16 protein-coding genes and 1 pseudogene are annotated in these 22,016 nt (G+C 63.9%); 10 read left to right on the top strand and 7 right to left on the bottom strand.

Going from position 1 to position 22,016, the window contains the following annotated elements:
* The coding region (locus AC07Q9_RS24795) for a beta strand repeat-containing protein (protein WP_495312257.1) at positions 1–6,746 on the bottom strand (6,746 nt) is incomplete at its 3' end.
* A gap of 39 nt (positions 6,747–6,785) precedes the next feature.
* A pseudogene (locus AC07Q9_RS24800) lies at positions 6,786–6,869 on the bottom strand (ESPR domain-containing protein); the annotation flags it as partial.
* A gap of 320 nt (positions 6,870–7,189) precedes the next feature.
* Between AC07Q9_RS24800 and AC07Q9_RS24805 the strand changes: the two are divergent.
* Genes AC07Q9_RS24805 through AC07Q9_RS24815 form a run of 3 tightly spaced genes read left to right on the top strand, consistent with a single transcriptional unit; the run spans position 7,190 to position 9,649 of the window.
* On the top strand, positions 7,190–7,630 hold the full coding sequence (locus AC07Q9_RS24805; protein ID WP_489057987.1) for a DUF4019 domain-containing protein: 441 nt from the start codon (positions 7,190–7,192) through the stop codon (positions 7,628–7,630).
* A complete protein-coding gene (locus tag AC07Q9_RS24810) occupies positions 7,627–8,769 on the top strand; it encodes a DUF2827 domain-containing protein (protein ID WP_495312131.1) in 1,143 nt (380 codons plus the stop codon). The genes AC07Q9_RS24805 and AC07Q9_RS24810 overlap by 4 nt, the downstream gene beginning before the upstream one ends.
* Positions 8,770–8,788: 19 nt before the next feature.
* Complete coding sequence (locus tag AC07Q9_RS24815; protein WP_495312132.1) at positions 8,789–9,649, top strand: hypothetical protein; 861 nt, start codon at positions 8,789–8,791, stop codon at positions 9,647–9,649.
* Positions 9,650–9,736: 87 nt separating this feature from the next.
* On the opposite strand, the gene AC07Q9_RS24820 is transcribed toward AC07Q9_RS24815, so the two are convergent.
* From AC07Q9_RS24820 to AC07Q9_RS24840, 5 genes are all read right to left on the bottom strand, one after another.
* Positions 9,737–12,322, bottom strand: coding sequence for a bifunctional aconitate hydratase 2/2-methylisocitrate dehydratase (locus AC07Q9_RS24820; RefSeq protein ID WP_495312133.1), 2,586 nt, complete (start codon positions 12,320–12,322; stop codon positions 9,737–9,739).
* A 93-nt stretch (positions 12,323–12,415) separates the two neighbouring features.
* Entirely contained in the window at positions 12,416–12,973 is a 558-nt protein-coding gene (locus tag AC07Q9_RS24825) for a hypothetical protein (RefSeq protein WP_495312134.1), read from the bottom strand.
* Between the two features lie 23 nt (positions 12,974–12,996).
* Positions 12,997–14,010, bottom strand: a complete 1,014-nt coding sequence (locus AC07Q9_RS24830; protein ID WP_495312135.1) for an HpcH/HpaI aldolase/citrate lyase family protein — start codon at positions 14,008–14,010, stop codon at positions 12,997–12,999.
* Complete coding sequence (tam, locus tag AC07Q9_RS24835; protein ID WP_495312136.1) at positions 14,007–14,795, bottom strand: trans-aconitate 2-methyltransferase; 789 nt, start codon at positions 14,793–14,795, stop codon at positions 14,007–14,009. The genes AC07Q9_RS24830 and tam overlap by 4 nt, the downstream gene beginning before the upstream one ends.
* Positions 14,796–14,810: 15 nt before the next feature.
* Positions 14,811–15,797 carry a malate dehydrogenase gene (locus AC07Q9_RS24840; protein ID WP_042578072.1) on the bottom strand — a complete coding sequence of 329 codons (987 nt, stop codon included), beginning with the start codon at positions 15,795–15,797 and terminating at the stop codon, positions 14,811–14,813.
* A 182-nt stretch (positions 15,798–15,979) separates the two neighbouring features.
* Between AC07Q9_RS24840 and AC07Q9_RS24845 the strand changes: the two genes are divergently transcribed.
* The 7 genes from AC07Q9_RS24845 to gltA all read left to right on the top strand — a co-directional run bounded on the left by AC07Q9_RS24845 (position 15,980) and on the right by gltA (position 22,008).
* The gene (locus tag AC07Q9_RS24845; RefSeq protein ID WP_099795598.1) at positions 15,980–16,738 is read left to right on the top strand and encodes a GntR family transcriptional regulator; all 759 of its coding nucleotides are present in this window, start codon (positions 15,980–15,982) and stop codon (positions 16,736–16,738) included.
* 235 nt (positions 16,739–16,973) lie between these two features.
* Positions 16,974–17,420 (top strand): succinate dehydrogenase, cytochrome b556 subunit, encoded by a 447-nt coding sequence (sdhC, locus tag AC07Q9_RS24850; protein WP_495312137.1) that lies wholly within the window; start codon positions 16,974–16,976, stop codon positions 17,418–17,420.
* A gap of 13 nt (positions 17,421–17,433) precedes the next feature.
* A complete protein-coding gene (sdhD, locus tag AC07Q9_RS24855; protein WP_099795596.1) occupies positions 17,434–17,799 on the top strand; it encodes a succinate dehydrogenase, hydrophobic membrane anchor protein in 366 nt (121 codons plus the stop codon).
* 6 nt (positions 17,800–17,805) lie between these two features.
* Positions 17,806–19,614, top strand: a complete 1,809-nt coding sequence (gene sdhA / locus AC07Q9_RS24860; protein WP_056572028.1) for a succinate dehydrogenase flavoprotein subunit — start codon at positions 17,806–17,808, stop codon at positions 19,612–19,614.
* Between the two features lie 22 nt (positions 19,615–19,636).
* On the top strand, positions 19,637–20,338 hold the full coding sequence (locus AC07Q9_RS24865) for a succinate dehydrogenase iron-sulfur subunit (RefSeq protein WP_435473025.1): 702 nt from the start codon (positions 19,637–19,639) through the stop codon (positions 20,336–20,338).
* A 20-nt stretch (positions 20,339–20,358) separates the two neighbouring features.
* Positions 20,359–20,673 (top strand): FAD assembly factor SdhE, encoded by a 315-nt coding sequence (locus AC07Q9_RS24870; protein ID WP_099795593.1) that lies wholly within the window; start codon positions 20,359–20,361, stop codon positions 20,671–20,673.
* 24 nt (positions 20,674–20,697) lie between these two features.
* Positions 20,698–22,008, top strand: a complete 1,311-nt coding sequence (gene gltA / locus AC07Q9_RS24875; protein WP_062479703.1) for a citrate synthase — start codon at positions 20,698–20,700, stop codon at positions 22,006–22,008.
* Positions 22,009–22,016: the final 8 nt, after the last annotated feature.

The following is a 22,016-nucleotide window of genomic DNA, read 5'->3' on the forward strand; positions in this document are numbered from 1 at the left end:
ATGCCGCTGGTCGCCGTGCTCAGACCGGACGACGTGGACGTCGACAGGCTGCTGACGTTGCTGTTCGTCGTGCTCAAGCCCGTGGACAGGCTGGAGATGCCGCTGGTCGCCGTGCTCAGACCGGACGACGTGGACGTCGACAGGCTGCTGACGTTGCTGTTCGTCGTGCTCAAACCGCTCGACGTGGACGTCGACAGACTGTCGATGCTGCTCGTGGCCGTGCTCAGGCCAGACGATGTGGAAGTCGAGAGGCTGCTGACGCTGCTGTTCGCTGTGCTCAGACCGCTCGACGTCGAAGTCGAAAGGCTGCTCACGTTGCTATTAGTCGTGCTCAGACCAGTAGACAGACTGCCGATGTCCGTCGAGAGACCGTCGATGCGGCTATTGGTCGTACTCAGGCCGCTCGACGTCGACGTCGAAAGACTTCCCACATTGCTGTTGGTAGTGCTCAGACCAGAAGACGTGGACGTCGACAGGCTGCTGACGTTGCTGTTCGTCGTGCTCAGACCAGTAGACAGGCTCGAGATGCCGCTGGTCGCAGTGCTCAGACCGCTCGAAGTGGAAGTCGACAAGCTGTCGATGCTGCTCGTAGCCGTGCTCAAACCCGACGATGTCGAAGTCGACAGGCTGCTCACGTTGCTGTTCGTCGTGCTCAGGCCTGTAGACAGGCTCGAGATGCCGCTGGTCGCAGTGCTCAGGCCCGACGACGTCGAAGTCGACAAGCTGCTCACGTTGCTGTTCGCTGTACTCAGACCGGACGACGTCGAGGTCGAGAGACTGCTGACGTTGCTGTTCGTGGTGCTCAGGCCCGACGACGTCGAGGTCGACAAGCTGCTGACGCTGCTGTTGGTCGTGCTCAGGCCACTCGAAGTAGACGTCGACAGGCTGTCGATGCTGCTCGTCGCCGTGCTCAGACCCGAAGACGTGGACGTCGACAGGCTGCTTACATTGCTGTTCGTCGTGCTCAGGCCCGTGGACAGGCTGGAAATACCACTGGTTGCAGTGCTCAAGCCGCTCGAAGTAGACGTCGACAGGCTGTCGATGCTGCTCGTGGCCGTGCTCAAGCCGGACGACGTCGAAGTCGACAAGCTGCTCACATTGCTGTTCGCCGTGCTCAGACCCGAAGACGTGGAAGTCGACAGGCTGCTCACGTTGCTGTTCGCTGTGCTCAGACCGCTCGACGTGGAAGTCGACAGACTGCTGACGTTGCTGTTCGTCGTGCTCAGACCCGTGGACAGGCTGGAGATACCGCTGGTCGCAGTGCTCAGACCCGACGACGTCGAGGTCGACAAGCTGCTGACGCTGCTGTTGGTCGTGCTCAGGCCGCTCGAAGTCGATGTCGACAGGCTGCTCACGTTGCTGTTCGTCGTGCTCAGACCAGTGGACAGGCTGGAAATGCCGCTGGTCGCCGTGCTCAGGCCGCTCGAAGTAGACGTCGACAGACTGTCGATGCTGCTCGTGGCCGTGCTCAAGCCACTCGACGTGGAAGTCGAGAGACTGCTGACGCTGCTGTTCGCTGTGCTCAGACCGGACGACGTGGAGGTCGACAAGCTGCTGACGCTGCTGTTCGTCGTGCTCAGGCCAGACGACGTCGAGGTCGACAAGCTGCTCACGTTGCTGTTCGTCGTGCTCAGACCGCTCGAAGTAGAAGTCGACAGGCTGCTGACGTTGCTGTTGGTCGTGCTCAGGCCTGTGGACAGGCTGGAAATACCACTGGTTGCAGTGCTCAAGCCGCTCGAAGTAGACGTCGACAAGCTGTCGATGCTGCTCGTGGCCGTGCTCAAGCCGGACGACGTAGACGTCGACAGGCTGCTGACGTTGCTGTTGGTCGTGCTCAAACCCGTCGACAGGCTGGAGATACCGCTGGTCGCGGTACTCAAACCGGACGACGTGGACGTCGACAGGCTGTCGATACGGCTGTTGGTCGTGCTCAAGCCACTCGATGTCGAGCTCGACAAGCTGGAAATACCGCTCGTTGCAGTGCTCAGACCACTCGAAGTAGATGTCGACAGGCTGTCCAGGTTGCTGTTCGTCGTACTCAGCCCGGTCGACAGACTGGAGATACCGCTGGTCGCGGTGCTCAAGCCGGACGACGTGGAGGTCGACAGGCTGCTGACGTTGCTGTTCGCGGTGCTCAGGCCAGACGACGTGGAGGTCGACAAGCTGCTGACGTTGCTGCTCGCAGTGCTCAGACCGGACGACGTCGAGGTCGACAGGCTGCTCACGTTGCTGTTCGTCGTGCTCAGGCCCGTGGACAGGCTCGAGATGCCACTGGTCGCGGTGCTCAGACCACTCGAAGTGGACGTCGAGAGGCTACTGACATTGCTATTCGCTGTGCTCAACCCAGACGACGTCGATGTCGACAGGCTGCTCACGTTGCTGTTCGTAGTGCTCAAGCCACTCGAAGTGGACGTCGAAAGGCTACTGACGCTGCTGTTCGCTGTGCTCAGACCCGACGACGTCGAAGTCGAAAGGCTGCTCACACTGCTATTCGTCGTGCTCAGACCAGTAGACAGACTGCCGATGTCCGTCGAGAGACCGTCGATGCGGCTATTGGTCGTACTCAGGCCGCTCGACGTCGACGTCGAAAGACTTCCCACATTGCTGTTGGCAGTGCTCAGACCAGAGGACGTGGACGTCGACAGGCTGCTCACGTTGCTGCTCGCGGTGCTCAGGCCGGACGACGTTGAGGTCGACAGGCTACTCACGTTGCTGTTCGTCGTGCTCAGGCCGGTGGACAAGCTGGAGATGCCACTGGTCGCGGTGCTCAGACCCGACGACGTCGAGGTCGACAAGCTGCTGACGCTGCTGTTGGTCGTGCTCAGACCACTCGAAGTCGACGTCGACAGGCTGTCGATGCTGCTTGTTGCCGTGCTCAAGCCGGACGACGTAGACGTCGACAGGCTGCTCACGTTGCTGTTCGTCGTGCTGAGGCCTGTAGACAGGCTCGAGATGCCGCTGGTCGCAGTGCTCAGACCGCTCGAAGTGGACGTCGACAGACTACTGACATTGCTATTCGCTGTGCTCAGGCCAGACGACGTAGACGTCGACAGGCTGCTGACACTGCTGTTCGTGGTGCTCAGGCCCGTGGACAGGCTGGAGATCCCGCTGGTCGCGGTGCTCAGACCGGACGACGTCGAAGTCGACAGGCTGTTTACGTTGCTGTTCGCCGTGCTCAGACCACTCGAAGTGGACGTCGACAGACTACTGACGTTGCTATTCGCCGTACTCAGACCCGACGATGTCGAGGTCGACAGGCTGCTCACGTTGCTGTTCGCGGTGCTCAAGCCCGTGGACAAGCTGGAGATACCACTGGTGGCGGTGCTCAGGCCCGACGACGTCGAGGTCGAGAGGCTACTGACACTGCTGTTCGCGGTGCTCAGACCGGATGACGTCGAGGTCGACAGACTGCTGACATTGCTGTTCGCCGTGCTCAGTCCAGACGACGTGGACGTCGACAGGCTGCTGACGCTGCTGTTCGCGGTGCTCAAGCCGGACGACGTGGAGGTCGACAGGCTGCTGACGTTGCTGTTCGTCGTGCTCAGTCCGGTAGACAGGCTGGAGATACCGCTGGTCGCGGTACTCAGACCCGACGACGTCGAAGTCGACAGGCTGCTGACATTGCTGTTCGCTGTGCTCAGACCGGACGACGTCGAAGTCGACAGGCTGCTGACGTTGCTGTTCGCTGTGCTCAGGCCGGACGACGTCGAGGTCGACAGGCTGCTGACGTTGCTGTTCGCTGTGCTCAGGCCGGACGACGTCGAGGTCGACAAGCTACTCACATTGCTGTTCGTCGTGCTCAGGCCCGTGGACAGGCTGGAGATCCCGCTGGTCGCGGTGCTCAGGCCAGACGACGTGGAGGTCGACAAGCTGCTGACGTTGCTGTTCGCTGTGCTCAAACCGGACGACGTCGAGGTCGACAGGCTACTCACGTTGCTGTTCGTCGTGCTCAAGCCGGTAGACAGGCTGGAGATGCCACTGGTCGCGGTGCTCAGGCCAGACGACGTGGAGGTCGACAAGCTGCTGACGTTGCTGTTCGTGGTGCTCAGACCCGTCGACAGACTGGAGATGCCACTCGTGGCCGTACTCAGACCGCTCGAAGTCGACGTGGAGAGACTGTCAATGCGGCTGTTGGTGGTGCTCAGGCCCGACGAGGTCGAAGTCGACAGGCTGCCGACGTTGCTGTTTGCTGTGCTCAGCCCGCTCGACGTGGAAGTCGAAAGACTTCCGACATTGCTGTTTGTGGTGCTGAGGCCAGTGGACAGGCTCGAGATGCCGCTCGTGGCCGTGCTCAGACCAGACGATGTGGAAGTCGAGAGGCTGCTGACGCTGCTGTTCGCTGTACTCAGACCGGACGACGTCGAGGTCGAGAGACTACTGACGCTGCTGTTCGCCGTGCTCAAACCGGACGACGTCGAGGTCGACAAGCTGCTGACGTTGCTGTTCGCTGTGCTCAGACCGGACGACGTGGAGGTCGACAGGCTGCTGACGCTGCTGTTCGCTGTACTCAGACCGGACGACGTCGAGGTCGACAGGCTGCTCACGTTGCTGTTCGTCGTGCTCAGGCCAGACGACGTCGAGGTCGACAGGCTACTCACGTTGCTGTTCGTCGTGCTCAGGCCCGTGGACAAGCTGGAGATGCCGCTGGTCGCGGTGCTCAGGCCAGACGACGTCGAAGTCGACAGGCTGTTCACGTTGCTGTTCGCCGTGCTCAGACCACTCGAAGTGGACGTCGACAGACTACTGACGTTGCTATTCGCCGTACTCAGGCCCGACGACGTCGAGGTCGACAGGCTGCTGACGTTGCTATTCGCCGTACTCAGACCCGACGACGTCGAGGTCGAGAGACTACTGACGCTGCTGTTCGCTGTGCTCAGACCGGACGACGTCGAGGTCGACAGGCTACTCACGTTGCTGTTCGTGGTGCTCAGTCCGGTAGACAGGCTCGAGATGCCACTGGTCGCAGTGCTCAGGCCACTCGAAGTGGACGTCGAAAGACTACTGACATTGCTATTTGCTGTGCTCAAACCCGACGACGTCGAAGTCGACAGGCTGCTCACATTGCTGTTCGTCGTGCTCAAGCCGCTCGACGTGGACGTCGAAAGACTGCTGACGTTGCTGTTCGTGGTGCTCAGCCCCGTCGACAGGCTCGAAATGCTGCTCGTGGCCGTGCTCAGCCCCGACGAGGTCGAGGTCGACAGGCTGTTGATGCGGCTGCTCGCCGTGCTCAGGCCCGACGATGTAGAGGTCGACAGGCTGCCGACGTTGCTGTTCGTGGTGCTCAAGCCGGTCGACAGGCTGGAAATGCCGCTGGTCGCCGTGCTCAACCCGCTCGACGTGGAAGTCGACAGACTGTCCACTTCGCTGTTCACCGTACTCAAGCCCGTGGACAGGCTCGAAATGCCGCTCGTGGCCGTGCTCAGCCCCGACGAGGTCGAGGTCGACAGGCTGTTGATGCGGCTGCTCGCCGTACTCAGGCCCGACGACGTGGACGTCGACAGGCTGCCGACGTTGCTATTTGTGGTGCTCAGGCTGGTCGACAGGCTGGAAATACCGCTGGTCGCCGTGCTCAATCCGCTCGACGTGGAAGTCGACAGACTGTCCACTTCGCTGTTCACCGTACTCAAGCCCGTGGACAGGCTGGAGATGCCGCTGGTCGCCGTGCTCAACCCGCTCGATGTGGACGTCGAAAGGCTGGTGACGCGGCTGTTCGCCGTGCTCAGACCAGACGACGTCGAAGTCGACAAGCTGCTCACGTTGCTGTTCGTGGTGCTCAGTCCGGTCGACAGGCTGGAGATCCCGCTGGTCGCAGTACTCAACCCCGTGGAAGTCGAAGTCGACAGTGACCCCACCGCGCTGGCAACGGAAAACAACTGGCTGCCGTTGATCGCATCGGTTGAAGCGGAGGTCACGCGACCTGCCGCCACGTTGGTGATTTGGCGCTCGCTCCCCGCCGAACCAACGCTTACAACGCCAGTCGGCGAAGGTCCGGCGAATCCGCTCAGCACGACTCCATTGACCGTAGCGTTGGGAACCGCGGTCGCCGCAGCTGTCGCGCTGTTGCTGCCCAGTGCAACACTGTTGTCAATGCTGGCGCTGGCACCTGTACCGATTGCCACAGCGTTATTGCCTGCGCTCGTTGCACCAGGATTGGTCAGCGAAGCGCCGCCAATCGCCACACTGTTCGTGCCGCCAGCATTCGTATTTCGGCCAATAGCCACAGCCTGGTCACCCGCCGCTACTGAGCCCCCACCGCCAGATCCATTTCCGCCGCCGATGGCAACCGATGACACGCCATCCGCGTTGGCGTCGTTACCAAGTGCGAACGCGCCAGCCCCATTAGTTGCCTTCGCTCCAGAGCCGATCGCTGTCGCGCTTCCTCCCGCTGCGGTTGCCGCTGCGTCGTGTCCGATCGCAAGGCTGTAACCACTGCTACCGGTGGTGCGCGCCTTGAGGCCGATGGCGATGTCTGCCGTGCCAGATACCGCCGTGTTTTGGCCAATCGCGACTGAAGCACTGCCGTTCGCACTGGCCGCGTTGCCCAACGCGACGGTGTTGTCTCCCTGGGCATTGGCATTGAAACCGATGGCGAGTGCGTTAGCACCCTGCGCATTCGCGAACCCCTTGGCCGTCGTCGTGCCGGCGCCAATGGCGATACCGGTGGTGGAAGCTGAACCGACCGTTGAGCTAGAGCCTACGTAGCTGGCACGCGCCACACCACTCAAACCAGCTGCAGCTGAAACCACGGCAACAGCCACAACCGCAGCCACCCGCGACTTGCTCTTCTTCCCCCTCGCCGAAGTGATTTCAGACGCCGCAACCCAGGCCCCCAGGGCTTCATTCCAGATACTTCGGTAAGACTTGTTCATATTCTTCGAGCTCGGTTCGCAGAGGGCGGGCGCGGTATCAACGGCGGAGGAGAAGAACGACGACCACCCGCGGTTCGTCGCCCCAGCCAGGGTCGTAGTTACCCTGACGTTCACAATGGACGCGGTAATGTACGCAGCCGTTTACATTTGCAGCCATTTCGGACTACCGGAAACCGGCAAATGATGATTTAGTTCACAAACTTTCACGATTGGCGACAAATCCCAGCCCGCCGATGTCGCTGTGGAACGTCGATCCGAACGCCACGCCTAGAATCGCCGCCGCTGTCTGTCACAGCGGTTTTCCTCACAAAAGGTGCCCAATGAAGCCGTTTCTCCCCCGTTTCCTGGCCGCATGCACGCTGGCCCTGGCCGGTTCCTGCGCCCTGGCGCAGGACGGCAGTTCCGCCGACGAACTCATCCAAGCGGGCCTCACCAGCCTCAAGCAGATCGACGAGAACCGGGCAGGAGAGATCTGGGACACCGCGTCGGCGTTTGTGAAGACTCGCTTCCCGAAGGCTGAATTTGTTGCCAATACGCAACGCTCGCGCCAGACCGTGGGGACCGTGGCCCGCCGCGACTGGGCCAGCGTGACGCGCATTCGCTACCTGGACGACAGCACTGGCATCCCTGCGGGCCAGTACGCCAACGTCGACTTCGCCACCCATCTGACCAACAACAAGACCGTCTTCGAAAAAGTCAGCTTCCGCCTCGAACCCCAAGGCTGGCGCCTGACGGGCTACATCCCCCGCGAAAACCAATGACCACCGCCTCGGGTGCCGGCCTGCGCATCGGCATCACGATCGGCCTCCACCACGAGGCCGAGACCCTCTGGAACAACGGCATCAAGCAGAACGCCGTGTTCCTGGCAGAGGCGCTGAAGCACTGCCCCAGCGTCGCTTCGGTGGTGCTGGTCAACACCACCGCCACCCCCATCACCCCCGCCCTGCCCTGGGACCAGGCCCGCTGGCCGACCGTGACCTTCGAGGCGGCCAAGGACAGCGTGGACGTGCTGATCGAGCTGGGTGGCCAGATCGACGCCGACCAGACCGACCACCTCAAGCGCCGCGGCGCGCGGCTGGTGTCGTACTGCTGCGGCTTCGAGTACGTGCATGCGATGGAGTCGATGCTGTTCGGCAAGCCGCTGTGGGGCCGCAACCTGTTCATCAACCAGCGCTACGACGACATCTGGATGGTTCCGCAGGTGGCCCACATCAGCCAGCCGTACTTCGAGGTGCTGCGCCGCGCCGAGGCGCGCGCCGTGCCCTTCGTCTGGAGCCCGGTGTTCCTGCAAGAGCGCGCCCGCGCCCTGCCCGACGGCGGTGCGTACCAGCCGCGCAGCGGCCCGCGGCGGCTCAGCGTGATGGAACCGAACATCAACGTGGTGAAGTTCTGCGTCTACCCGATCCTGATCGCCGAACTGGCGTACCGCGCTCGCCCCGACGCGATCGCGCTGCTGCAGGTCACGAACGTGGAGCGCATGGCCAAGGACAGCATGGAGTTCATCACGCTGATGAACCAGCTCGACCTGGTGCGCCAACACAAGGCGGTCTTCCTGGGCCGGCACGAAACCCCGGTGTTCCTGGCGCAGAACACCGACATCGTGGTCTCCCACCAGTGGGAGAACCCGCTCAACTACTTCTACCTCGAGACCTGCTGGCAGGGCTATCCGCTGGTGCACAACGCGCACCTGTGCGCGGACCTGGGCTACTACTACGCAGAAAACGACGTGGCCGCGGGCAGCGCCCGCGTGCTCGAAGCCATCGACGGGCACGACGCCCAGGCCCAGGCCTATCGCGACCGGCAACGCGCGCTCATCGGGCGCTACCTGCCCGGCGACGCGGTGGCCACGCAGACCTACAACACGCTGCTGCAGGGTCTGATGCAGCGCCCCGCCCGCTAGACCCACGGAGCCCCCTCGCATGCTCGATCCGTCCGAACTCCGGCACTTCTACCCCGTGATCGTGACGCCGAGCCACGACGGCAAGTTCTTCCAGAATTACGTGGCGTCGCTGCTGAACTTCACCGTGAGCGCCGAGCGTGCCGGCATGAAGGTGCAGGTGCTGATGCACCAGGGCGAAAGCCTGGTCACGCGCGCGCGCAACAACTGCGTGGCCCAGTTCCTGGCCAACACCGAGTGGACCCACCTGTTCTGGATCGACGCGGACATCGGCTTCTCGGCCGAGGCGGCGTTCCGCCTGCTGCTGTCGGGCTACGACATCGCCGCCGGCGTCTACCCCCTCAAGCGCGAAGACTGGCCGGCCGGCGGCGTGGCGGCCGGCACCACGCAGCAGCAGTTCGAGGCCGCGTTCACGCGCTACACGGTCAATGCCAAGGCCGAAGAAGGCGCATCGCAGATCGAACTCGAGGTGCAGCCCGACGGTTTCATGAAGATGACGGAGGCGCCCACGGGCTTCATGGCGATCCGGCGCCATGTGTTCGAACGGCTCATGGCCGCCTACCCCGAGCTGCAGTACGTGCCCGACAGCATCGGCGAAGCCGACCGCGGGCTGCACTACCGTTTCTTCGACGTGATGGTCGACCCGGTCACGCGGCGCTACCTGTCGGAAGACTACGGCTTCTGCCGGCTGTGGTCAGGGCTGGGCGAGTCGATCTACATCGACGCCAACTCGAACCTGACGCACCAGGGCGCCAAGCTGTATCGAGGCGATTTCGCGCACTCGCTGCAGGCTTCGCTGCCCTATGCGGTGGGCGGCCCCGCCGGCATGGCGATGGTGCTGAAGGGCCAGGAGCACCTGAAGTCGAATCCGCCGCCGGGCTGACACCGATAACGAACGCCCATGAAAAAGCCCCGCCGAAGCGGGGCTTTTTCATGGGGCCGGCAAATCGCTCGCCGGCTGCAACGACCCTCAGGCCGTGACCGTGTCCGCCACGCCCTTGTAGTCCTCGATCTTGTCGAAGTTCAGGTACTGGTAGATCTGCGCGCTGGATGCGTCGATCACGCCCGTGGCGGCCATGTACTCCTCACGGGTCGGGATGCGACCCAGGCGCGAGCAGATGGCGGCCAGTTCGGCCGAGCCCAGGTACACGTTGGTGTTCTTGCCCAGGCGGTTCGGGAAGTTGCGGGTGCTGGTCGACATCACCGTGGCGCCTTCGCGCACCTGCGCCTGGTTGCCCATGCACAGCGAGCAGCCCGGCATTTCGGTGCGCGCGCCGGCGTTGCCGAACACGCCGTAGTGGCCTTCTTCGGTGAGCTGCTGCGCGTCCATCTTGGTCGGCGGCGCGATCCACAGCTTGACCGGGATGTCGCGCTTGCCTTCGAGCAGCTTCGATGCGGCGCGGAAGTGACCGATGTTGGTCATGCACGAACCGATGAACACTTCATCGATCTGCGCGCCGGCCACGTCGCTCAGCGTCTTCACGTCGTCGGGGTCGTTCGGGCAGGCCACGATGGGTTCGTGGATCTCGGCCAGGTCGATCTCGATCACGGCGGCGTATTCGGCGTCGGCGTCACCCTTGAGCAGCTGCGGGTCCTTGAGCCAGGCTTCCTGCGCGGCGATGCGGCGTGCCAGCGTGCGGGCATCGGCGTAGCCTTCGGCAATCATCCACTTCATCAGCGTGATGTTGCTGTTGATGTACTCCTGGATCGGTTCCTTGTTCAGGTGCACCGTGCAACCGGCGGCCGAGCGTTCGGCGGAAGCATCGCTCAGCTCGAAGGCTTGTTCGACCTTCAGGTCGGGCAGGCCTTCGATTTCGAGGATGCGGCCCGAGAAAATGTTCTTCTTGCCTTGCTTGGCCACGGTCAGCAGACCCGACTTGATGGCGTACAGCGGAATGGCGTTGACCAGGTCACGCAGCGTGACGCCGGGCTGCATCTTGCCCTTGAAGCGCACGAGCACCGACTCGGGCATGTCCAGCGGCATCACGCCGGTGGCGGCCGCGAAAGCCACGAGGCCGGAGCCCGCGGGGAAGCTGATGCCGATGGGGAAGCGGGTGTGGCTGTCGCCGCCCGTGCCCACGGTGTCGGGCGTCAGCAGGCGGTTGAGCCAGGAATGGATCACGCCGTCGCCCGGGCGCAGCGACACGCCGCCGCGGTTGGCCATGAACTCGGGGAGTTCGTGGTGCATCTTGACGTCGACCTTCTTGGGGTACGCCGCCGTGTGGCAGAACGACTGCATGACGAGGTCGGCCGAGAAGCCGAGGCAGGCCAGGTCCTTCAGCTCGTCGCGGGTCATCGGGCCGGTGGTGTCCTGCGAGCCGACCGAGGTCATCTTGGGTTCGCAGTACGTGCCCGGGCGAACGCCCTGGCCTTCGGGCAGGCCGCAGGCGCGGCCGACCATCTTCTGTGCGAGCGAGAAGCCCTTCTTGGTGTCGACCGGGCTTTGCGGCAGGCGGAACAGCGTGGACACGGGCAGGCCCAGCGCCTCGCGCGCCTTGGCCGTGAGGCCGCGGCCGATGATCAGCGGAATGCGGCCGCCGGCGCGCACTTCGTCGAACAGCACGTCGCTCTTGACCTGGAACTCAGCGATGACTTGGCCGTCCTTCAGGGCCTTGCCTTCGTAGGGACGCAGCTCGACCACGTCGCCCATGTTCATCTGCGTCACGTCGAGCTCGATGGGCAGTGCGCCCGAGTCTTCCATCGTGTTGTAGAAGATGGGAGCGATCTTGCCGCCAAGGCAGACGCCGCCGAAACGCTTGTTCGGCACGAAGGGAATGTCTTCGCCGGTGAACCACAGCACCGAGTTGGTGGCGCTCTTGCGCGACGAACCCGTGCCGACCACGTCGCCGGCGTAGGCCACGAGGTGGCCGCGCGCGCGCAGGTCTTCGATGAACTTCACCGGGCCGCGCTTGCCGTCTTCTTCAGGAACGATGCCGGGGCGGGCGTTCTTGTGCATCGCCAGGGCGTGCATCGGAATGTCGGGACGCGTCGTCGCATCGGGTGCGGGCGACAGGTCGTCGGTGTTGATTTCGCCAGCCACCTTGAAGATGCTGACGGTGATGCTCTTGGGCACTTCGGGGCGGCTGGTGAACCACTCGGCATTGGCCCAGCTTTGCAGCACGCCCTTGGCGTGGGCGTTGCCCTTGTCGGCCTTTTCCTTGACGTCGTGGAACTGGTCGAACATCAGCAGGGTTTTCTTCAGGCCTTCGGCTGCCACGGCGCCGACTTCGGCGTCGTCCAGCAGGTCGATCATGGGGCTGATGTTGTAGCCGCCGAGCATGGTGCCGAGCAGTTCAGTGGCGCGGGCGCGCGAGATGAACGCATTCTTCTCGGTGCCGTGAGCCACGGCCGCGAGGTAGCTCGCCTTGACCTTGGCGGCGTCGTCGACGCCGGCGGGCACACGGTAGGTGAGCAGGTCCAGCAGGAAGGCGCCGTCCTTGGCATTCGCGCTCTTCAGGAGCTCGATCGCTTCGGCGGTTTGCTTCGCGCTCAGGGGCAGCGGCGGGATACCGAGCGCGGCGCGTTCGGCAACATGATCAACGTAGGCTTGCAACATCTTCTTTTCTCCGGAAACTAGGCTATCGGGTGTGCGCAGCGGTCTCGAGCGGCCAAGCAAGAGCCGCGCCGCACCCCGGGTTCGGTGCTCTTCTTACTTCTTGGCTGCGTCGGCACCTTCGAAAAGGGCCTTCGGGGGGTTCTTCTTCATCTCGTCGGCGAAGGCGACCTGAGCGGCGGTCTGGCATTCGTCGGCGATGCGCAGGCCGGCCTTCTGGTTCATCAGCATCGACTTGTTGCCGAGCTGGAGCCACATGGCGCCGGCACGCGGGTCTTCGAGGCGGATGGCGCCGGTGCGGCTTTCGACCGGGTGCATGCGGTACTTCAGGCCCTTGGTGGTCACGTTGAAGAAGCCGGGCTTCTTCTCGTCGGGCGTCACGGTCACGTCGGCGCCGAGTTCGCACTGCGCCTTGCCGGTGGACACGCGCTGCGCCACGGCCAGGTCGGCGTCGTTGAGCACCACATCGGTGTCGGTGTTGATCGGCGTCACTTCCTCGACGGCCTTGGCGGCCTTGCGGGTCACCTGGCGCTTCGGCGGAGCCTTCTTGGCTTCGGCCTTGGCGGCAGCCGGCTTGGTGGCGGTGGCGTTCTGCGCCACGGCGGCCAACGGCAGGGCCAGGGCAACGGCGGCGATCAGTGCAATTTTCTTCATGTGCGGGGTTCCTTCAGGCTGATTCAGTGGGTTTCAGGAGACCGCGATGCAAACCAGGCTTTCGCCTCGGAGGGCAACGCGCGCCCTGTTGCGTGGGCGCGCGTCAGGACCTGCCAGAAGTGGCGGTAGCTCGCGCGGTCGTGCAATGTGCCATCAATTTGTGTCGGTGCCCAATCCGCGTCTGCGGCTTTTGTAATGATTTTTGTGGCAATTTGAATCTGCGCCTCGTCGGGCGCGAAGGCCTCGAGGATCGGCCGGATCTGGTTCGGGTGGATGCTCCACATGCGCGTGTAGCCGAATTCGGTGGCCGCCTTGCGGGCCGCGGTGCGCATCGCATCCATGTCGTTGAACTCGGTGACCACGCAGTGCGAAGGCACCTTGCCGTAGGCATGCGCGGCCGAGGCCAGTGCCAGCTTGGCCCGCACGACCAGCGGGTGGCTGAACTGCCCCGCCGCGCCCATGCCGTCGGCCGGAATGGCGCCGGCATGCGCCGACACGAAATCCATGAGACCGAAGCTCAGCGACTGCACGCGCGGATGCGCGGCGATCTCGAAGGCGTTGTGCACCGCCAGGGGCGACTCGATGAGCACGTGCAGCGGCAACTCGGCGGCGTCGGCGGCATCGAGCGCGGCAACAGCCTGACACACATCGGCCACGGATTCGACCTTGGGCACCATCAGGTGGCTCAGGCGATCGCCCGCACGACCGGCGATGGTGATCACGTCGCCAGCGAATGCGGGGTGATCGACGGGATGCACGCGCACGCCGACGCGCATGCCGGGCTTCGCGGCCAGCGCGAGCTCGGTGACGAGCGCGGCGTGCTCTGCCTCGCCGCCGACCGGGGCACCGTCTTCGCAGTCGAGGGTGACGTCGAACACGCAGGCCCCGAACTCCTGCGCCATCTCGGCCTGGAGCGCGAGGCTCTTCTTCATGCGGGCTTCGACGCCGCTGTAGTGGTCGCACACCGGCAGGGTCACGGCGCCGGCCTGTGCGCCGAGCAGCACGTCCGCGGGATGGGCGGCGTTCTTGGTGGTCATGCGTCTTTTTTCTTGTGCGCCACGATGAACATGCGCGGGAAGGCCAGCAGGCGCTTGCCGTCGGTGCGCACCGGGTAAGCCTCGTCCACCCGGCGTTCGTATTCGGCGAGATAGCTCGCCTGCAGGTCGGGCGGCAACCGGTCGACGAAAGGCTTCAGGCCCGTGCCGCGCACCCATTCGACGATGGAGGCGGCATCGGCCATGCGGTGCTGATAAATGGTGTGCCAGACATCGACGTTGGCCGCGTGCGGCGCCAGCAGGTCGTAGTAGCCGCCGAGCGGCAACAGCAGAGTGCGCAGCTTGTCGGCGTCGCCGATGGGCTCGGCCCAGGGCGCTTCGGCTGCCACCGCCCGCATCAGGCGGTGCGTGGGCTCCTGGCGGTTGTCGGGCATCTGGACGGCGAGCACGCCGCCCGGGGCCAGCGCGTCGAACAGGCGGGGGATCAGCGTCTCGTGATCCGGCACCCATTGCAGGGACGCGTTGGCGTAAATGAGATCGGGCGCTTCTGTTTCACGCGGCGCCCAGGTCGCGATGTCGCTCAACTCGAAGCGCGCCGCCGGCAGGCGCTCGCGCGCGCTGACCAGCATGGCTTCGGAGTTGTCGGTGCCCGTGACCTGCGCCTTCGGGAACCGACGTGCCAGCAGCTCGGTGGAATTGCCCGGGCCGCATCCGAGGTCGACCACATGGGCGGCCTCGGCAAGCGGGACCCGCGCCAGGAGTTCCTGTGCGGGCCGGGTGCGCTCGTCCTCGTAGCGACGGTAGAGCGCGGGGTTCCAGTCGAGCATGCGGGTGGGCTTGCTTTACAGCAGGTGGGCGACGCCGGCGCGTTCGCCTTCCAGCTCTTCCAGGGTCTTGTTGATGCGTTCCTGGCTGAAGGCGTCGATCTCGAGGCCTTCGACCAGCTTGTACTCACCGTTTTCGCAGGTGACCGGGAAGCCGAACATCACGTCCTTCGGAATGCCGTACTGGCCGTCCGACGGGATGCCCATCGTGACCCACTTGCCGTTGGTGCCCAGGGCCCAGTCGCGCATGTGGTCGATGGCGGCGTTGGCAGCCGAGGCAGCCGACGACAGGCCGCGGGCTTCGATGATGGCCGCGCCGCGCTTGCCGACGGTCGGCAGGAAGGTGTTGGCGTTCCATTCCTGGTCGTTGATCATCTTGGCGACGCTTTCGCCGTTGATGGTCGCAAAGCGGTAGTCGGCGTACATCGTGGGCGAGTGGTTGCCCCAGACGGTGAGCTTTTCGATGTCGGCCACGGCCTTGCCGGTCTTGGCGGCGATCTGGCTGGCAGCGCGGTTGTGGTCCAGGCGCAGCATGGCGGTGAAGTTCTTGCGCGGCAGGTCCGGTGCCGACTTCATGGCGATGTAGGCGTTGGTGTTGGCAGGGTTGCCGACGACCAACACCTTCACGTTGCGCGAGGCCACGGCGTTCAGCGCCTTGCCCTGTGCCGTGAAGATGGCGCCGTTGACGGCCAGCAGCTCGGCACGTTCCATGCCGGGGCCACGGGGGCGCGAGCCGACCAGCAGGGCGTAGTCGGCGTCCTTGAAGGCGGTCATCGGGTCGCCGTGGGCTTCCATGCCGGCCAGCAGCGGGAAGGCGCAGTCGTCGAGTTCCATCATCACGCCCTTGAGCGCCTTCTGGGCCTTCTCGTCGGGGATTTCGAGCAGTTGCAGGATGACCGGCTGGTCTTTGCCGAGCATTTCGCCGGAAGCGATACGGAACAACAGGGCGTAACCGATTTGACCGGCGGCACCGGTAACGGCAACGCGGACAGGCTTTTTGCTCATGGGAAGACTCCAGAAGGTAGTGAAACGGGGCAGCGCTCTCGTGGGGCGCCAGCGGTCCTGTGGGGGGAAGCTTTCCCGCGGCGCGGGACCGGGCCGCATTTTAAGCCGATTCGACAAAGGCCGTCTTATGTCTTATATAAGATATCCTCTGGGGGTCCGCCACGGCGCACCCCACCGCTGCCATGAACACGCCCTCCACCCTCGACGAGCCCACGACGCCGTCCTTCAGTCCGCTCTACCAGCAGATCAAGACCCTGATCCTGCAGAGCCTGCAGGCCGGCGAGTGGAAGCCGGGCGAACCCATCCCCAGCGAGATGGACCTGGCCGTGCGTTACCGCGTGAGCCAGGGCACGGTTCGCAAGGCGATCGACGAACTGTCGGCCGAAAACCTGGTGGTGCGCCGCCAGGGCAAGGGCACCTTCGTGGCCACGCATGCCGAGCAGCATGTGCAGTACCGTTTTCTGAAGCTGGTGCCCGACGCCGGCAGCCCGAGCGCCGAAGGCCCGGCCGAGCGCACCATCGTCGACTGCAAGCGCCTGCGCGCCTCGGCCGACGTGGCGCGTGCGCTGAGCCTGCGCACCGGCGACGCCGTGCTGCAGGTGCGCCGCGTGCTCGCCTACGCCGGCGTGCCGACCATCCTCGAAGACCTCTGGCTGCCCGGCGCGCCCTTCAAGGGCCTCACGGCCGACCGCTTGCGTGCCTGGCCCGGCCCGATGTACGCGATGTTCGAAACCGAGTTCGGCGTGCGCATGGTGCGTGCCGAAGAAAAGATCCGCGCCGTGCTGCCCGATGCCGAACAGGCCCAGCTGCTCGACGTGCCGCTGCAGATGCCGCTGCTGAGCGTGGAGCGCGTGGCGCACACGTACCACGACATGCCGATGGAACTGCGCCGCGGCCTGTACCGCACCGACACCCACCACTACCGCAACCAGCTGGGCTGATCCGATGGCGCCGAAGAACCTCGCCCGCGCGGGCACAAACGCGCACACTCAGCCCGCGCAACGCAACCTCAATCCCCGAGCATCCGACTGCCGCAGTGCGTTGACTCCTGTGCGTCCGGTGCGCGATGGTGCATTGCAATAGAATTTTGCGTTGTTTGCATTCCGCAGAAGAAACAAAAGCGTTCGCTCTCAGAACAAGCCAACAAGTCACAAAAGCCACGAAAGCCATCTCCCTATGACAGAGCTTGCAACTCCCCCCCGGCCGCCGCGTCGCGAATTCCGGAACATCAATGCGATCACCGATCTCACGACCTACCGGTTTCCGCCGGCCGCCCTCGTGTCGATCCTGCACCGCATCAGCGGTGTCCTGATGTTCCTGCTGATGCCCTTCATCATCTGGATGTTCGACACCTCGCTGTCATCTGACTATTCGTTCGCGAAATTCAAGTCCGCGTTCAATGTCGGCATCGGCTTTGCCCCGGGATGGTTCTTCAAGCTCGTCGCACTGGCGCTCATCTGGGCCTACCTGCACCACTTCATCGCCGGCCTGCGCCACCTCTGGATGGACGTGAGCCACTCCGCCGTGACCAAGGAGTTCGGCCACAGCTCGGCCCTCTTCACGCTGGGCGCAAGCATCATCCTCACGCTGGCGCTTGGCGCCAAGCTGTTCGGCCTGTACTGAGAAGGAGCCCCCCATGTCTGTGAATTACGGCTCCAAGCGCATCGTCGTCGGCGCGCACTACGGTCTGCGCGACTGGCTCAGCCAACGCATCACCGGCGCCCTGATGGCGCTCTTCACGATCATCCTGCTCGCGCAGGTGGTCTTCTCGCGCGGCCCCATCGGCTATGACCTGTGGGCCGGCATCTTCGCCGCACAGTGGATGAAGGTCCTGACCTTCTCCGTGATCGTTGCCCTGCTCTATCACGTGTGGGTCGGCATGCGCGACGTGTGGATGGACTACGTCCAGCCTGTCGCCATCCGTCTCGTGCTGCAAGTTTTCACCATCGTCTGGCTTGTCGGTTGTGCGGGTTGGGCCATTCAAGTGCTTTGGAAGATCTGACCCACCATGACCTACACAAAAGAAAACATCACCAAGCGCAAGTTCGACGTCGTCATCGTCGGTGCCGGCGGCTCCGGCATGCGCGCCTCGCTGCAACTCGCCCGTGCCGGCCTCAACGTGGCCGTGCTCTCCAAGGTGTTCCCGACCCGTTCGCACACCGTCGCCGCGCAAGGCGGCGTGGGCGCATCGCTCGGCAACATGAGCGAAGACAACTGGCACTACCACTTCTACGACACGATCAAGGGTTCCGACTGGCTCGGCGACCAGGACGCGATCGAGTTCATGTGCCGTGAAGCCCCGAAGGTCGTGTACGAGCTCGAACACTTCGGCATGCCCTTCGACCGCAACCCAGACGGCACCATCTACCAGCGTCCGTTCGGCGGCCACACCGCCAACTACGGCGAGAAGGCCGTGCAGCGCGCCTGCGCCGCGGCCGACCGCACCGGCCACGCGATGCTGCACACGCTCTACCAGAAGAACGTGGAAGCCCGCACCCAGTTCTTCGTCGAATGGATGGCGCTCGACCTCATCCGTGACGACGAAGGTGACGTGGTCGGCGTCACGGCCCTCGAAATGGAAACCGGCGACCTGCACATCCTGCAGGCCAAGACCGTGCTGCTGGCCACCGGCGGTGCAGGCCGCATCTTCGGTGCATCCACCAACGCGTTCATCAACACCGGCGACGGCCTGGGCATGGCCGCACGTTCGGGCATCCCGCTGCAGGACATGGAGTTCTGGCAGTTCCACCCCACCGGCGTGGCCGGCGCGGGCGTGCTGCTGACCGAAGGCTGCCGCGGCGAAGGCGCCATCCTGCTGAACAGCAACGGCGAACGCTTCATGGAACGCTATGCGCCCACCCTGAAGGACCTGGCACCGCGCGACTTCGTGTCGCGCTCGATGGACCAGGAAATCAAGGAAGGCCGTGGCTGTGGTCCCAACAAGGACTACATCCACATGAAGCTGGACCACCTGGGTGCCGACACCATCCACAAGCGGCTGCCGTCGGTCTACGAGATCGGCATCAACTTCGCCAATGTCGACGTCACCAAGGAACCGATTCCCGTGGTGCCCACCATCCACTACCAGATGGGCGGCATCCCGACGAACATCAACGGCCAGGTCGTCATCCAGAAGGGTGAAGACAACAGCGCCGTGGTGAACGGCCTCTACGCCGTGGGCGAATGCTCCTGCGTGAGCGTGCACGGCGCCAACCGCCTGGGCACCAACTCGCTGCTCGACCTCTTGGTGTTCGGCCGCGCGGCCGGCAACCACATCGTCGAGTTCAACGACAAGCTCAAGGAACACAAGGAACTGCCCAAGGATGCGGCCGACCGCACCCTGCAGCGCCTGAACGAACTCGAAGCCTCCACCGGCGGCGAGTACGCCCAGGACGTGGCCGGCGAGATCCGCGCCGTCATGCAGCAGCATGCCGCCGTGTTCCGCAAGCAGGCCTCGATGGACGAAGGCGTGGTCAAGATCGCCGCCGTGCGCGAGCGCGTCAAGTCGATCGGCCTGAAGGACAAGTCCAAGGTGTTCAACACCGCCCGCATCGAAGCGCTGGAAGTCGACAACCTGATCGAAGTGGCGCAGGCCACGATGGTCTCGGCCGCCGCCCGCAAGGAATGCCGCGGCGCCCACACGGTGGAAGACTACGAGCGTCCCGCGGACGACCCGGTCGCACCGCTGGGCCGCGACGACGCCAACTGGATGAAGCACACGCTCTGGTACAGCGCGGACAACCGCCTCTCGTACAAGCCCGTCAAGCTGCAGCCGCTGACGGTGGCATCCGTGCCGCCCAAGGTCCGCACGTTCTAAGAATATTTACAAGGTCCATACGATGAAGCGCACATTCCAGATCTACCGCTACGACCCGGACAAGGACGCCAAGCCCTACATGCAGACGGTCGAGGTCGAACTCGACGGCCACGAACGCATGCTGCTGGACGCCCTGATGAAGCTCAAGGCGCAGGATCCCACGCTGTCGTTCCGCCGCTCGTGCCGCGAAGGCGTCTGCGGCTCCGACGCAATGAACATCAACGGCAAGAACGGTCTGGCCTGCCTGACCAACATGAACACGCTCAAGGGCACCGTCGTGCTCAAGCCGCTGCCGGGCCTGCCCGTCATCCGCGACCTGATCGTCGACATGACCCAGTTCTTCAAGCAGTACAACTCGATCAAGCCGTACCTGCAGAACGACAGCGTGCCGCCCGAGAAGGAACGCCTGCAGTCGCCCGAAGAGCGTGAAGAGCTCGACGGCCTGTACGAGTGCATCCTGTGCGCGAGCTGCTCCACGAGCTGCCCGAGCTTCTGGTGGAACCCCGACAAGTTCGTCGGCCCGGCCGGCCTGCTGCAGGCCTACCGCTTCATCGCCGACAGCCGCGACGAGGCCACCGCCGAGCGCCTGGACAACCTGGAAGACCCGTACCGCCTGTTCCGCTGCCACACGATCATGAACTGCGTGGACGTGTGCCCGAAGAGCCTGAACCCCACCAAGGCCATCGGCAAGATCAAGGAACTGATGGTGCGTCGCGCCATCTGACCTTTTTTCAAGACACCACCATGCAAACCGCCGACGAACTCCAGCAGCCGCTCAGCGAACGTGCGCTGAGCAAACTGAAATGGCGTTGCCGGCGCGGCCTGCTCGAGAACGACCTGTTCATCGCCCGCTTCTTCGAGCGGCACGAATCCCACATGACCAACGGTCAGGCGGGAGCGATGGAGACATTGATGGACCTGTCGGACAACGACCTCCTGGACCTTTTGCTGCGCAGAAAGGAGCCCGAGCCCGAATGGGCCGGCGCCGAGGTGGTCGCATTGCTGCATCTGATGCGTACCGATGGCGCGCAGCGTCCCGCAATCTCTCCTTCGTCCTGAATCCTCCTCTGAAAGTAAACCGAAATGAAAGCATCCGATACCAAGGCCACGCTGTCGTTCAGCAATGGCGGCGACAACGTCGAACTGCCGATCTACAAGGGCACCATCGGCCCTGACGTGATCGACATCCGCAAGCTGTATGCACAGACCGGCATGTTCACGTACGACCCGGGCTTCATGTCGACCGCCGCCTGCCAGTCGGCCATCACCTACATCGACGGCGACAAGGGTGAGCTGCTGTACCGCGGCTACCCCATCGAGCAACTCGCGACCAACTGCGACTTCATGGAGACCTGCCACCTGCTGCTGTACGGTGAACTGCCGGACGCAGGCAAGAAGGCCAGTTTCACCAAGCTCGTGACGAACCACACGATGGTCAACGAGCAGATGCAGTTCTTCCTGCGCGGCTTCCGTCGCGATGCCCATCCGATGGCCATCATGACCGGCCTCGTGGGCGCCCTGTCGGCCTTTTATCACGACAGCACGGACATCAACAATCCCGAGCACCGCGAGATCGCCGCGATCCGCCTGATCGCGAAGATGCCCACGCTCGTGGCCATGGCCTACAAGTACACCGTCGGCCAGCCGTACATGTACCCGAAGAACGAACTCAGCTATGCAGGCAACTTCCTGCACATGATGTTCGCCACGCCGTGCGAAGAGTACAAGGTGAACCCGGTGCTCGAGCGCGCGCTCGACCGCATCTTCATCCTGCACGCAGACCACGAGCAGAACGCATCGACCTCGACCGTGCGCCTGTGCGGCTCGTCGGGCACCAACCCCTTCGCGGCCATTGCAGCCGGCGTGGCGTGCCTCTGGGGCCCGGCCCACGGCGGTGCCAACGAAGCAGCGCTGAACATGCTGTACGACATCCAGCGCGAAGGCGGCGTGGAAAAGATCGGCGAGTTCATCAAGAAGGTCAAGGACAAGAACTCGAACGTCAAGCTGATGGGCTTCGGCCATCGCGTGTACAAGAACTACGACCCGCGCGCCAAGCTGATGCAGGAAACCTGCAACGAAGTGCTGACCGAGCTGGGCCTGGAAAACGACCCGCTGTTCAAGCTCGCCAAGGAACTCGAGAAGATCGCCCTGGAAGACGAGTACTTCGTGTCGCGCAAGCTGTACCCGAACGTCGACTTCTACTCGGGCATCGTGCAGCGCGCCATCGGCATCCCCGTGCCGCTGTTCACCGCGATCTTCGCGCTGGCCCGCACGGTCGGCTGGATCGCCCAGCTGAACGAAATGATCGGCGACCCCGAGTACAAGATCGGCCGCCCGCGCCAGCTGTTCGAAGGCTCGCCCAAGCGTGACGTGAAGCCGATCTCGGCCCGCTGATCGACCGG

This window comes from Variovorax sp. GW821-FHT09A10, assembly GCF_059418385.1.